17 protein-coding genes are annotated in these 12442 nt (G+C 67.9%); 5 read left to right on the plus strand and 12 right to left on the minus strand.

Annotated elements, in window-relative coordinates:
* Window positions 1-20: 20 nt before the first annotated feature.
* The 5 genes from LRS10_RS21160 to LRS10_RS21180 form a co-directional block, all read right to left on the minus strand.
* Window positions 21-638 carry a DUF3052 domain-containing protein gene (locus tag LRS10_RS21160; protein ID WP_257838963.1) on the minus strand — a complete coding sequence of 206 codons (618 nt, stop codon included), beginning with the start codon at window positions 636-638 and terminating at the stop codon, window positions 21-23.
* A gap of 1 nt (window position 639) precedes the next feature.
* Complete coding sequence (locus tag LRS10_RS21165; RefSeq protein WP_257838964.1) at window positions 640-1782, minus strand: acyl-CoA dehydrogenase family protein; 1143 nt, start codon at window positions 1780-1782, stop codon at window positions 640-642.
* Window positions 1783-1840: 58 nt separating this feature from the next.
* A complete protein-coding gene (locus tag LRS10_RS21170) occupies window positions 1841-3046 on the minus strand; it encodes an acyl-CoA dehydrogenase family protein (protein ID WP_257838965.1) in 1206 nt (401 codons plus the stop codon).
* 125 nt (window positions 3047-3171) lie between these two features.
* Complete coding sequence (locus LRS10_RS21175; protein WP_257838966.1) at window positions 3172-3645, minus strand: energy transducer TonB; 474 nt, start codon at window positions 3643-3645, stop codon at window positions 3172-3174.
* A 134-nt stretch (window positions 3646-3779) separates the two neighbouring features.
* Window positions 3780-4481, minus strand: coding sequence for an energy transducer TonB (locus LRS10_RS21180; RefSeq protein ID WP_257838967.1), 702 nt, complete (start codon window positions 4479-4481; stop codon window positions 3780-3782).
* An 89-nt stretch (window positions 4482-4570) separates the two neighbouring features.
* Between LRS10_RS21180 and LRS10_RS21185 the strand changes: the two genes are divergently transcribed.
* The gene (locus LRS10_RS21185; protein ID WP_257838968.1) at window positions 4571-5302 is read left to right on the plus strand and encodes an endonuclease/exonuclease/phosphatase family protein; all 732 of its coding nucleotides are present in this window, start codon (window positions 4571-4573) and stop codon (window positions 5300-5302) included.
* On the opposite strand, the gene LRS10_RS21190 is transcribed toward LRS10_RS21185, so the two are convergent.
* The 3 genes from LRS10_RS21190 to LRS10_RS21200 form a co-directional block, all read right to left on the minus strand.
* Window positions 5299-5943 (minus strand): phospholipase D-like domain-containing protein, encoded by a 645-nt coding sequence (locus tag LRS10_RS21190; protein ID WP_257838969.1) that lies wholly within the window; start codon window positions 5941-5943, stop codon window positions 5299-5301. The two genes, LRS10_RS21185 and LRS10_RS21190, sit on opposite strands and share 4 nt — an antisense overlap.
* A complete protein-coding gene (locus tag LRS10_RS21195) occupies window positions 5886-6773 on the minus strand; it encodes a hypothetical protein (RefSeq protein WP_257838970.1) in 888 nt (295 codons plus the stop codon). The genes LRS10_RS21190 and LRS10_RS21195 overlap by 58 nt, the downstream gene beginning before the upstream one ends.
* A 159-nt stretch (window positions 6774-6932) precedes the next feature.
* Window positions 6933-7271 carry a hypothetical protein gene (locus LRS10_RS21200; RefSeq protein ID WP_257838971.1) on the minus strand — a complete coding sequence of 113 codons (339 nt, stop codon included), beginning with the start codon at window positions 7269-7271 and terminating at the stop codon, window positions 6933-6935.
* A gap of 175 nt (window positions 7272-7446) precedes the next feature.
* Between LRS10_RS21200 and LRS10_RS21205 the strand changes: the two genes are divergently transcribed.
* The 3 genes from LRS10_RS21205 to LRS10_RS21215 all read left to right on the plus strand — a co-directional run bounded on the left by LRS10_RS21205 (window position 7447) and on the right by LRS10_RS21215 (window position 8677).
* Entirely contained in the window at window positions 7447-7866 is a 420-nt protein-coding gene (locus LRS10_RS21205) for a PaaI family thioesterase (protein ID WP_257838972.1), read from the plus strand.
* On the plus strand, window positions 7863-8069 hold the full coding sequence (locus tag LRS10_RS21210; RefSeq protein ID WP_257838973.1) for a DUF1289 domain-containing protein: 207 nt from the start codon (window positions 7863-7865) through the stop codon (window positions 8067-8069). The genes LRS10_RS21205 and LRS10_RS21210 overlap by 4 nt, the downstream gene beginning before the upstream one ends.
* Window positions 8070-8158: 89 nt before the next feature.
* Complete coding sequence (locus LRS10_RS21215) at window positions 8159-8677, plus strand: TIGR02281 family clan AA aspartic protease (protein WP_257838974.1); 519 nt, start codon at window positions 8159-8161, stop codon at window positions 8675-8677.
* Here the strand turns inward: LRS10_RS21215 and dusA are convergent.
* Entirely contained in the window at window positions 8621-9637 is a 1017-nt protein-coding gene (gene dusA / locus LRS10_RS21220; RefSeq protein ID WP_257838975.1) for a tRNA dihydrouridine(20/20a) synthase DusA, read from the minus strand. The two genes, LRS10_RS21215 and dusA, sit on opposite strands and share 57 nt — an antisense overlap.
* A gap of 117 nt (window positions 9638-9754) precedes the next feature.
* On the opposite strand from dusA, the gene LRS10_RS21225 reads away from it, so the two are divergent.
* Entirely contained in the window at window positions 9755-10381 is a 627-nt protein-coding gene (locus LRS10_RS21225) for a hypothetical protein (RefSeq protein WP_257838976.1), read from the plus strand.
* Between the two features lie 237 nt (window positions 10382-10618).
* Here LRS10_RS21225 and LRS10_RS21230 read toward each other — a convergent pair whose 3' ends face one another.
* From LRS10_RS21230 to LRS10_RS21240, 3 genes are all read right to left on the minus strand, one after another.
* Window positions 10619-11506, minus strand: a complete 888-nt coding sequence (locus tag LRS10_RS21230; protein ID WP_257838977.1) for an alpha/beta fold hydrolase — start codon at window positions 11504-11506, stop codon at window positions 10619-10621.
* Window positions 11507-11573: 67 nt separating this feature from the next.
* Window positions 11574-11981 carry a GFA family protein gene (locus LRS10_RS21235; RefSeq protein WP_257838978.1) on the minus strand — a complete coding sequence of 136 codons (408 nt, stop codon included), beginning with the start codon at window positions 11979-11981 and terminating at the stop codon, window positions 11574-11576.
* 16 nt (window positions 11982-11997) lie between these two features.
* A complete protein-coding gene (locus LRS10_RS21240; RefSeq protein ID WP_257838979.1) occupies window positions 11998-12441 on the minus strand; it encodes a RidA family protein in 444 nt (147 codons plus the stop codon).
* Between the last annotated feature and the right edge of the window lies 1 nt (window position 12442).

The following is a 12442-nucleotide window of genomic DNA, read 5'->3' on the forward strand; positions in this document are numbered from 1 at the left end:
GGGCGCGGTAGCGGCGTCGATTACGCCACAGGTAACTTGCGCCGTACGAAGCGAAGCGCGGTCAGGGTGTCCGAGAAGCCGACCACCTTGTTGTCGACGAGGCCGGCGGCCTTGGCCGCGGCCATGACCTGGACGTCCTTCACCGTCGCCGCCTTGCCCTTGCGCGAGACGACCCACAAGGCCCCGCGCTCGGAGAGGGTCTGGACCAGTTCGGGGATGCGGTTCAGCTCGGCTGCGCTGTCGGCGGCGTAGAACAGCAGGTCGAGGTCCTGCAGCTCCTCGACGGGGACAGCGCCCTTGTGGCGAAGTTCGGAGGTGAAGGTCTCGTCGGCCACGCCGATCACGGCGACCCTCATGCCCGGCTTCACGCCGATCTTCTCCAGCCGCCCCTTCGGATTGAGGATCGCGTCCGCCCAGCTGGCGGCCTGCCTCTCGCCGAGCTGAAAGCGCGAGCCGTCGGCCAACACCAGCTCGGCGCCCTGGGCGCGGACGCCCGTCAGGGCCTCGGCGTCGAAAACGCGCCGCTCACGGCCGCGGAAGACCAGCGTCGGCGCCTCGTACTGCAGGCGGCCCTCGTCCGCGCCGCCCGCTCCCGGAACACCGGGGAAGACCGCGCGGACGTGGGCCTCCTTGCCCAAGCTAGGCCGCCTGGCCCAGGCTCAGGAACTCGTAGCGGCTCAGGTGGTGGTCCACCGAGCCGAAGGCGCTGGCGATCATCGTGGCGCGCTTGAAGTAGTGGCCGATGGCCATCTCGTCGGTCATGCCCATGCCGCCGTGCAGCTGGATGGCCTGCTCACCCACGAACTTGCAGGCCTTGCCGATCTGCACCTTGGCGGCAGATGCGGCCTTCGACCGCTCCGCGTCGTCCGAGAGCTTGATCGTGGCCATGTAGGTCATCGAGATCGACTGCTCGAGGTTGATGAACATGTCGACCATGCGGTGCTGCAGCACCTGGAACGAGCTGATCGGCACGCCGAACTGCTTGCGCTGCTTGGTGTACTCGACCGTGCCTTCCTGCAGGCGGCGCAGCACGCCACAAGCCTCGGCGCACGTCGCGGCGATGGCCTCGTCCACCACCTTCTCCACCAGGGGCAGGCCGTTGTCGGCCGGGCCGATCAGGGCGTCGGCGCCCAGCGACACGTTCTCGAAATAGACCTCCGAGGCCAGGAAGCCGTCGACGGTCGGGTAGTCGCGGGTCGAGACGCCGGCCGCGCCGCGCTCCACCAGGAACACCGAGACGCCCTGGGCGTCACGCTGGCCGCCGGCGGTGCGGGCGGTGACGATGAAGTGCGTCGCGTAAGGCGCGCCGATCACCACGGCCTTGTGGCCGTTCAGCACGTAGCCCGCGCCGTCCTTCTTCGCCGTGGTCGTCAGGTCGGCCAGGTTGTAGCGGCCCTGCGGCTCGGCGTAGGCGAAGGCGAAGATGTTCTGGCCGCCGATGATGCCGCCGATCAGGTCGGCCGCGCCGGCGTACCCCGAGTGCTTCAGGAAGCCGCCGCCGATCACCACGGTCGGCAGATAGGGTTCGACGACCAGCGCCTTACCCAGCTCTTCCATGACGACCATGTTCTCGATCGGACCGCCGCCCAGGCCGCCCAGCTCTTCCGAGAAGGGCGCGCCCAGGATGCCCAGCTCCTCGGCGAAGGCCTTCCAGACGTCGGGCCGCCAGTTGGGCGCCTTGGCGAGCGCCGCGCGGCGCTTGTCGAAGTCGTAGTTGTCGGCCAGGTAGCTCGCGACGGTGTCGCGCAGCATCGACTGTTCTTCGGTGAAGCTGAAATCCATCGGAGAGACGCTTCCTCAGAAAATATGTGTGTCTGCGAGAATGGGCGGTGGCTGAGCCTTAGAGGCCCAGCACCATCTTGGCGATGATGTTGCGCTGGATCTCGTTGGACCCGCCGTAGATCGAAGTCTTGCGGCCGTTGAAGTACTCGCCGGCCAGGCCGTCGGCGTACTCGGGGCCGACGCCCAGGTTCGAGCCGCGCAGGTCGCGCAGGAACGGCGCGCCGTAGTGGCCCACCGCCTCCAGCGCCAGCTCCTGCAGGCGCTGCTGGATCTCGGTGCCCTTGATCTTCAGGATCGAGCTCTCCGGGCCGGGGCCCTTGCCGCTCGACTCGCCCGCCAGGGTGCGCAGTTCGGTGAACTCCAGCGCGGTCAGGTCGATCTCGAGTTCCGCCACCTTGCGGCGGAAGAAGGCGTCGCCGATCAGCGAGCCGCCAGCGTCCGAGCGCTCGGTGCTGGCGATCTTGCGCAGCTTCTCGAGATTCCGCTTGGAGCGCGCGACGCCCGCGATGCCGGTGCGCTCGTGCGCCAGCAACGCCTTGGCGCAGGTCCATCCCTGGTTCTCGTGGAAGATGCGGTTCTCGACCGGCACCTTCACATTGTCGAGGAAGACGTCGTTGACCTCGTGGCCGCCTTCCAGGGTCGTGATCCGGCGGACCTCGATGCCCGGGGTCTTCATATCGATCAGCAGGAACGAGATGCCCGACTGCGGCTTGGCGTCAGGGTCGGTGCGCACCAGGAAGAAGCCCCAGTCGGCGTACTGGCCAAGCGTCGTCCACGTCTTCTGACCGTTGACGATGTAGTATTCCTTGCCGTCGTCGGCGGTGATCCGCTCGGCCTTGGTCTTCAGGCTGGCGAGGTCGGAGCCGGCGCCCGGCTCGGAGTAGCCCTGGCACCACCAGATGTCGCCGTTGTAGATGTCCGGGAGGAACTTCTTCTTCTGCTCGTCGGTGCCGAAGGTGTAGATCACCGGAGCCAGCATCGACATCCCGAACGGCAGGATGGGGAGGCAATCGGCCTTCGCGGTCTCTTCCGACCAGATGTACTTCTGGGTGGGGGTCCAGCCTGTGCCGCCCAGTTCCTTCGGCCAGCCCGGAGCGACCCAGCCCTTCTTCGCCAGCACCTTGTGCCAGAGCAGGTACTCTTCCTTGGTCAGCTGCCGGCCCTCGTCCTGCGCCTTGCGCAGCTCGGCCGGATAGTTGTCGCGGATGAAGGCGCGAACCTCTTCGCGGAAGGCGTTCTCTTCGGGCGTGAAGTCGAGGTTCATGGCCGTCTCCCCTTACAAGCGTTTGAAGCCGCTTCGGCCGACCCTATACGCGGGCCTCACGCGCCTGAAAAGGTGACGCTAACGTCAACGTAAACGCCGGTCAGTTTCCGCCCGCCTCGGCGGATCTAGGGCGCGAAGGTTATGTGCAATGTGACAGGCCCCGGAGCTATTCTGGCGGCCGATGCATCCACCTGAACCGCGACGTCGTGCGCCGCCGCGAGGAGGTCAGGCGTCTCTGGATCGGCGGAAATAGGTATGCACTGGTCGAGCCGTCCCGCGCGAGACCGGCAACTCACTTGAGCGCGCCCCACCTGCCCCCCGTAGCGTACGGTCAGGGCCCGCTCGCTGCTGGGCGAAAGCATCCAGCGGACTGGAATACGTACGAGGCGGCCAAGCGTCGGCGCGCCGTCATCCGTGCTCTGGCGCATCTTGAAAAGCGCCGAAAGCCTGAGCGTCGCCTCGCCGAAGCCGTGCTCCTTCGGATCGACCTCGGTGATCCCGCAGTCGCCGAGCCCACCTTGTGCATCCACGCGGCACACCATCACTGCGGCCCCAGAGAGCCCGTCGCGCGCCGCGCGGTCAGGATAGCGCCGCGCCATGTCGCTGGCGCTCGGCCGGCGCACCCACGGCCTGGGTGAGCCAGGCGTCGGCTGGCGCCGCCGTGGGCGCCGGAGCGGCCGCCCCTGCGACGGTCTGCGCGAGCAACATCAGCGGAAGACTTGTCATCCCTGCGTTATCTCGCGTGAAATTCGACGGTCGTGCGTACGCTGCGACCGGTGGCCTTGGCGCCGCCCGGCGGCGGACTGAGGGCGAGCCGCGACTGGATCTTCAGCGCCGCCTCGCCAAAGCCATGACCTTCCGGCGTCTCCCTGACGACCTCGCAGCCGACCTTGCCGTCCTCGCGCGCCGAACACTTCACCTCGGCCTGGCCCGAGACGCCAGCGCCGCGGGCCTTGCCGGGGTAGAAGTCCCGCCAGCGCTCCCACTGCTGGACGACGGCCCAGCCATCGTGCGCGACGACGCGGATGTAGGGGGCCGGCGGCGTCAGGATGAAGTTGAGCGGCAACCGCGCCGTCGGCGGGAAGGCCGCCCCGGGCGCGCCAGGCTCGAGCTTCGCCCCCTCGTAGGCGCGAACCGCCGCGACGCCGAAGCCCATGCCGGCCGGCGCCTCGCTGACGGCGGCGCAATCGTGAGCGACGCCGTCGGGCTTCACCTTGCACTCGACGACCGCTCGGCCCTCGATGTTGGCCCGGTGCGCGCTGGTCGGCCAGTGCGTGCGGATGTCGAAGGTCTTCGGCAGCCGTGGCGGCGGCGCGCTGGGCGTGCTGGGCGTGCTGGGCGTGCTGGGCGTGCTGGGCGTGCTGGGCGTGCTGGGCGCGCTGGGCGCGCTGGGCGCGCCTTGCAGCAGCGCGGCGGCGATGAAAGCAACTGGCACTTGAAGATCCTCCCGGCCGCAACTCAGCAGGGCTCCCGAAGGTTGGCAACCTTGCCTTTGCCGCCGTTCACGGCCAGACCTCCCGCCCCATGCCGCGCATCGTCACGTACAATGTCCATCGCTGTGTCGGGAACGACCGCCGCCTCGACGTCCCGCGCATCGCCGCGGTGCTGGCGGCGCTCAATCCCGACATCGTGGCCCTGCAGGAGCTGGATGTGGGCCGTCGTCGGACCAACTATGCCGACCAGGCACACGAGATCGCCGAACAGCTCCAGATGACGAGCCACTTCCACCCGGCCTTCACGGTCGAGGAGGAGCGTTATGGCGACGCCATCCTGACCGCCTATCCGGAGCGGCTGGTGAAGGTCGGCCCCCTGCCCGGCTACGACCGCATGCGGGGGCTGGAGCCGCGCGGCGCGCTCTGGGTCGAGGTGGAGATCGACGGCAAGCCCGTGCAGGTCATCAATACCCATCTCGGGCTGGTGCCTCGCGAGCAACAGATCCAGGCTGCGCATCTGGCCGGGACATCCTGGCTGGATCATCCGAACTGCAGCTGGCCGACCATACTGTTGGGCGACTTCAACGCCACCGCCACGTCGGTGGTCTATCGGACCCTTACCGCGAAGCTGCAGCCGGCGCGGCGCCTCTCGCCCCGGAAAACGCCCACCTCGACCTTTCCGTCGCCGCTTCCCGTGCTGCGGATCGACCACGTCTTCGTCAGTCCCGGCATCCAGGTGCAGGACGTCTTCGCCCCGTTCGATCCGCTGACCCGGGTCGCCTCCGACCATCTGCCGCTGGTGATGGACTTCGAGGTCGTCTAGCGCACCGCCGAGCCGCCGGCCCGCCGCTCGCCCTGGGCCCGCGCCTCGTCGAACAACCGCTCGCGCCGACGTCCGAGCCGCCAGCTGTCAGACACCTCGGTGGGGTCGCCCACGTGGTAGGCGGCGATGAACTCCTCGAAGGCCGAGCGGCGGGACGGGTCGACCGGCACAAGCCGCCCCTCGCGGTTCAGTGTGTCGATCGCGGGGACGAGGCCGCCCAGTTCTGCGCGGGCCTTGCCGACGGCGTCGCCCGTCACGCCCAGGAAGTGGCCGACCAGTCGGTCACGCAGCGCCGAGACATTCACCCGGGCGGCGTCATCGTGGTCGCAAGCCACGCCCAGCTCGAGCTCGGTGTCGAAGCCGAACGAGCGGTTGTTGAGGTTCGCCGAGCCGACGCGGACGATCCGGTCGTCGAAGATGCTGACCTTGGAATGGACGATGATGTTCGAGCCGCCGCTGGTGCGGGGGTAGAAGGCCCGAAACCGGCCGAAGATGTCGGCCGACCGCAGCCGCCAGATCATGGCGCCGCGCGCGCGGTCCATGGTCAGCTGGTCGAACCAGCTGGGCGACTTGCCGGTCGTGATCAGCACCACCTCGGGCCCGTCCGGCTCGCCCAGCCGCGCCGCCAGCGACTCGGCCACCAGGGGGAGGTGAAATACTGGTTCTCCAGATAGATGATGTCCCTGGCCTCGGCGATGCACTCGAGCGTCAGGGCCTTGATCTCGGCCACCGTCTCGGCCTGTTTCCAGGCGGGCTCCGTGCGGGCGATCGCCACCGGGGCGTGGATCAGGTGCGGCGGCACATGGTCCGGCCAGGGGTCGCCGCCGGCGTCGGGCGGCGGCGACAGCTCTTCCTTCTCCATCCGCCGCCAGCGTTCGCGAAAGTGGTCGCCAAGGGCGCGCGCCGCCTCGCCGTCCACCATCATCATCACCTCGTGCCGGGGCGCGTGGTAGTCCTGGTCCGGCATGATCCGCCGCGGATCGTGCTCGAGGTGGCCTGGCGTGTCCCACCGGTCGACGGAGATGTCGCCGCCGCCCGAGAACGCCAGCCGATCGTCGATGACCAGCACCTTCTGGTGATGACAGGCGCCGAACGGCACCTGGTCGTCGAGGCGGAACTTGATGTTCGTGCCCTCGAACCACTTCCGCGCCTTGTGCGGGAAAAACTGCTGGCTGGCGCTGACCGGCAAGGCGGATTTCCAGATCAGCAGGCGGATGTCGAGGTCGGGGCGGGCTTCGGACAGGCGGAGCAGGATGCGCCCGACCTCGTCCGGGTCGCTCGGCCCGTCATAGCCGTCGGGGAACAGGCGTGTGCGCGGATCGAACCCCCAGCCGAGCAGCAGGATCGAACGCCGCGCCTTCTGCATGGCTTCGAACGCGGCCGTGAAATAGGCCTCGTTGTCGATCAGGAACGCCACGCGATCCGCGCCCGCCGTGCGCCAGCACGTCTCTCCGGGTCTGAAGATCGTCATCCGCGTCCTTGCCCTTGCCCGCCCCCAGCGGGGCCTTGAGGAAAGCCTACGGCTCAGGTGCGGTTCCGCCGGCCGTTGCGCAAGACAAAAGCGCGCCGCCGGGGTCGTCGGCGGCGCGCGGGAGGGGTCGTGAGGGGCCGTGGCGGAATGGGAGCGCGATCAGCGCTTGGCCATGCTCGCAGGGGCTCCGAGGTAGGCCGAGCAGGGGCCGGTCAATTCGGCCGTCAGACGGGTCTTGCGATCCTCGCTGCGGGCTTCGCGCTTGGCCTTGTCGAACTCGCTGTCGGCGCGCTCGTAGACCGCGGGCGAGCGGGAACTGCGGGCGGACTTGAGATAGGCGTCGATCGAGCTCGCGTCGACCACGCCGGTGAGCGTCGTGGCGAGGCCCTTGCAGCGGCTGGCCTTCATATAATCCATGTCCGAGACGCGCTCGGAGGCGAAGCTGGAGCCGGCGCTGGCCAGGGCGGCGGCGGCGACAAAGATGGCGGCGAACTTCATGAGATTTCTCCCTAGGAACCTGGAGGAAATCTGTCGCGCCGCCCGCGGCAATTCAAATGAACAAGCTGCAATGAATAGTATTATTGGATGACTCTTTAGTAATGATACGTCGATGTTACCTGTTACGATAAATTCCTTGTAATGAAACGGCCGGCAGGCAAGAAACAGACACATGATGACCGCCCCGAAGCTGGACGCCGCCGGCGTCAACGCCCTGCTTGAGGTCGCCTTCCCCGACATCGGACGCGCAGGCCCCTACGTCCGCGACGTCCGGCCGGGCGGCGTGCGGGTCGTGCTGCCTTACCGCGAAGGGCTCCTGCGTCCGGGCGGCGTAATCTCGGGTCCGACCCTGATGAGCCTGGCCGACACGGCGGCGTACGCCCTGGTCCTGTCCCACATCGGCGACCAGTTGATGGCGGTGACCTCGCAACTGAACATGAGCTTCCTGCGCGGGGCGCAACCGGGCGACATCACCGCCGACGCGGAACTCCTGCGCCTCGGCCGGCGCCTGGCGGTCTGCGACATCCGCCTGTGGACGGAAGCGCCCGACCGTCTGGCGGCCCAGGCCAACGTCACCTACGCCATACCCGGATGAGCCAGCCGCCTGCCCCCATCAAGACGCCGTGCATCAAGGTATGCGTGGTCGACGGCGAGAGCGGCCTGTGCCTCGGCTGCTACCGTCGGCTGAACGAGGTGGCGACCTGGGCCCGGCTCACGGCCGAGGAACGCGAACGGATCATGGCCGAGTTGCCGGACCGCCGCGCCCTGATCCGGCCGGAGAAGCTGGGCCTGATCTGAGCCGCTCGCCGTTCATCGCTTGAAAACGCTCGCGCCCTAGTCTCCGCCGCCTGGATGGGCCGAAAGGCCGTCATGACGGACCGCCCCGCGTGTCGACCCTGGCGAGATACAGTCTGGTGGCGATGGTGGCGGGCTGTTCCGCCGCGATCAGCGCCGGCGCCATGCTCGCCCTCGCGCCGACGCCTCTGCGTGTCGCCCGGCTCGCCGCTCCGGACTTCCGGCTGGAGACCCTGGGGGCCGCCCCCTCCGCCGCCGTCCTGAAGGGCGCCGATGGGCACTACTGGGCCGAAGGGCAGGTCAACGGCCAGCCTGTGCGCTTCCTCGTCGACACCGGGGCGACGGCCGTGGCGCTGACGCCGCAGGACGCCGAGCGGCTCGGCTTCCGGCCGCAGGACCTGAACTACGCCTACCGCGTGACCACCGCGGGCGGGCGCTCGCGCGCCGCAGCCGTGACCCTCTCCTCCGTTTCCGTGGACGGGGCCCGCCTCGAAGATGTCGGCGCGCTGGTGATCGAGAAGGGGCTCGATACGTCCCTGTTGGGGATGAGCTACCTAGGCCGCCTCGCCCGCTTCGAGGCCACGCGCGAGGCGCTGTTCCTGCAGCCCTGAGATCGCCGCCAGCGCCCGGTCGATCACCTCGAGGCCGGCCCCCGCCTTCACGCCCTCCACCGTGAGAATGCGGCGCCAGGCCCGCGCCCCCGGCACGCCGTGAAACAGGCCCAGCATATGTCGCGTCATGGCGGCGAGGTGCGTCCCAGCCGCCAGCTCACGTGCGATATAGGGCTTGTAGGCCTCGACCGCCGCCACGGCTGTCATCCGCCGCGCCTCGCCGAAGATGCGGGCGTCCACGTCCCCCAGGAGGTCGGGCGTGTGGTAGGCGGCGCGGCCGAGCATCACGCCGTCGACCTGCGCCAGATGCGCTTCGGCCTCGTCGAGCGACCCAACGCCGCCGTTGATGACGATGGTCAGGTCCGGCCGCTCGCGCTTCAGCCGATAGACCAGCGGATAGTCCAGCGGCGGGATGTCCCGGTTCTCTTTCGGTGACAGCCCCTGCAGCCAGGCCTTGCGGGCATGAACGACGAACGTCGTGACGCCGGCCTTGGCGCAGAGGTCGACGAGGGCGAAGAGGCTCTCCTCGGGGTCTTGGTCGTCGACGCCGATCCGACACTTCACGGTCGCGGGGACCTTCACGGCGCCCCCGATGGCGGCCATGCACTCCGCCACCAGCTCGGGCTCGCGCATGAGGCAAGCGCCGAAGCGGCCGGACTGCACCCGATCCGAAGGGCAGCCGACGTTCAGGTTGATCTCGTCATAACCCTCGGCCTCGCCGATCCGGGCGGCCGCCGCGAGGTCCGCAGGCTCCGAGCCGCCGAGTTGCAGCGCCACAGGATGCTCGGCCGGATCATAGGCCAGCAGGCGAGCCCGGTCGCCGTGGAGGATCGCCCCCGTGGTCAGCATCTCGGTGTAGAGCAGCGCCCGCGCGGACAGCGTTCGATGCAGCATCCGGCAATGCCGATCGGTCCACTCCATCATAGGTGCTATACAAAGTAGATTATGTTGTTTTTTCAATGAATTCTCGTTATTCTTCAATCGAGTAGGCGAGCGTGAATCCCCCGATCGTGCGCGGACTTTCGATCCTGTTCGCTGGAATTCGACACCGTACCGCACCCGTTCTGCACGCAAAATATGGCTTCCATCCGCAAGCAGAAGTCCGGGCGGTGGCGGGCGCAAGTCCGGCGCAAGGGCCACTGCCTCAGTGAGACCTTCGCTCGCCGCGAGGACGCGAAGGCTTGGGTCGCGGAAGCCGAACGGCAGATCGACCGCGGTGGATCACCCAAGCCGTCACGCATCGCGCGACTATCGACGTTCGGGCAGCCCATAGACCTTCACGTTGCGGACATGAAGAGCGTCGGCAAAGCTCCCGGCCGCTCTAAAGAGGCAACATTGCGGATGCTCAAGGCGCGGCTTGGCGGGTTGAGCGTGGATCAACTCGATCGGGAGAGGCTGCTCCGCTTCGGTCGCGAGCGCGCGGCCGAGGGCGCTGGTCCAGTGACCCTGTCCATGGATCTTAGCTTTATCAGGACGGTCATTCTTGATGCAGCCGCGATCCACGGCCTTCACGTTTCGGCGGAGCCCGTGGAGCTGGCGCGGGTCGCGCTCCGTCGGCTTGGTCTTGTCGGCAAGAGTTCGGAGCGGGATCGGCGGCCGACCGAGGAAGAGCTCGAGAGGCTGGGCGCCTCCGCCGAGGACATCGAAGCCTGGGCGGAGCGGTTCATCGACACCAGCGCCGCTCTCGAACGCTATGGCCGATAACAGCGGCAGACTGCCCTTCTGGCGAACGGCCGCACTTACCAGAACGATTATCTCCTTATCCTAGGAGTCGACGGCTCTCGGGTCCGCCGCATCCGGGAGTACATGGACACCCTGGGGGGCTACGCGATGGTGTTCGGAGAGGCCGAACCGCAGAAGATCGTCTGACTTCGCGTCCACGTGGGCAGCGCCGGCCGGCGCTCGCACTGCTTTCCCGAGCGCGCACGGCGCGGCCGGAGCTCATGCGCGGGGCTGCTGAATCCCGCTAAGGAAGCCGCCTATCAGGGGCGCGACGTCCTCGAGATGCGTTTCCAGGAGCCAGTGGCCGCCCTCGAACAGGTGCAGATCGGCGCCCGGCAGATCACGACGATAAGCTTCGGCGGCGCCCGCCGGCATGTAGCCGTCATTCGTCCCCCAGACGATGAGGGTCGGCGGCTGCTGCTCCCGTAGATAGGCCTGGTAGCGCGGGAACCAGCCAAGGTTATCTTTCAGCCGGGCGATCAGGTCGACAGCGATCTCCCGTCGCTGGGGCGTCATCAGCGACCAATGCAGCTCCCACAGGTCAGGTGGGATGAGGTCGGCATGCTCATCCTGGAGCTGGTTCAGGAACTCGTCCCGGAAGCCCTCCCGACTGACGGCATGGCCGAGCGCGAGCTTGGCCTCTGGCGTCGGATCACGAAAATAGGCCTGCAACGGCGCGTACTTCGGTCCCAGCTGATCCTCGTAGATGTCGCCGTTCTGTATGATCAGACCAAGGATACGGGCAGGCTGGCGGATCGCCAGCCGAAGGCCGATTTGCGAGCCGAAGTCGTGGAGGTAGAGGGCGAAGCGTTCGACGCCGAGCGCCCGGCAGAAGCGCTCCAAAAAGGCAGCATAGCCGTCGAACCCGTAAGCAAAGTCCGGCGGCGTGTCGCTGTATCCGCAACCCGGGAAATCGGGCGCGATCAACCGCCAGTCTCCGGACAGACGCGGTATCAGGTTGCGGTAGGCGTAGGACGAGCACGGATAACCGTGAGGCAGCAGCAGCACCGGGCCGTCGTCCGGCCCGGCCTCTCGATAGAACACGGTGTCCGCACCCATCTTGAGCCACAGATGCCGCACGAGGGATTGCGAGACGGCCATGCTCATCTTCAGATCTCCGATGTCGGTTCTCGATGCAGTTCGGCGCGAGCCCCTACGCGCCGGCGGAACACGACTAGAGGTGCCGCGTCTCGCTCGGCGGCTCCCACCAGTTGTCGTTCAGCCCGTCGCCATAGGTGACCGGCGCCGCGAGCAGGTCGGCGAGATCCAGGTTGTCCAAGGCGGCCACGCGAACGGCGACGAAGGCGCCGCCGGCCTGCGCGATGAACCCGTGCCCGTGGGTGGCGGTACCGCAGGTTCTGCAGAACCGATGGTGCAGCTCGAAGCCCTCGCCGCTCCGGGCGTAGTCGCCGAGCTGCGCTTCACCCTCCACAAGGCGGAACTGCGACGGCGCGAGGCTCGGGATGTTCCAGTTCCGCTGCTTCCAGCAGAAGCGGCAGTTGCATTTGCTGGTGCGTTCGAGCTCGAGGTCCACCTCGAACCGGACCCGGCCGCAGTGACAACTCCCGTGATAAGTCTTCATTCCCGAAGCTCCATGATTAACCGCACGCGATGGCCTCGATCTCCACGAGCCAGGCTTCGTCGAAGATGTGGGCGATGATCACGGTGATAGCGGGGGTCGCCGCGCCCAGCACCTCGGCGCGGATCCGGGTGTTTTCCGCGCGATGGGCCCGATCACTCAGGTAAATCGTGACCTTGGCGAGGTTGGCGAAGTCCATTCCCGCGGCGTGCAGCTGCGCCCGGACGTTCGCCCACGCGAGCCGTGCCTGCGCAGCGAAGCTATCCGGCGCGCGACCGTCTTTGTCGGTGGGCGTCTGGCCGCTGACGAACAGCAGTCTTGAAGCGCCTTCGATGAGCCAGGCCTGGGCGTAGCCGGTGGTGGAGGGCTCGATGGGCTGGCCGCGGCGCAGCGGCGCGCCGGCCGCCCCGGGTAGCGACAGCAGGGTCGCCGTCGCGCCTCGGCGGGTGACTTCGGCGCTCATG

It is taken from the genome of Phenylobacterium sp. J426 (assembly GCF_024699945.1).
Taxonomy (GTDB): domain Bacteria; phylum Pseudomonadota; class Alphaproteobacteria; order Caulobacterales; family Caulobacteraceae; genus Phenylobacterium.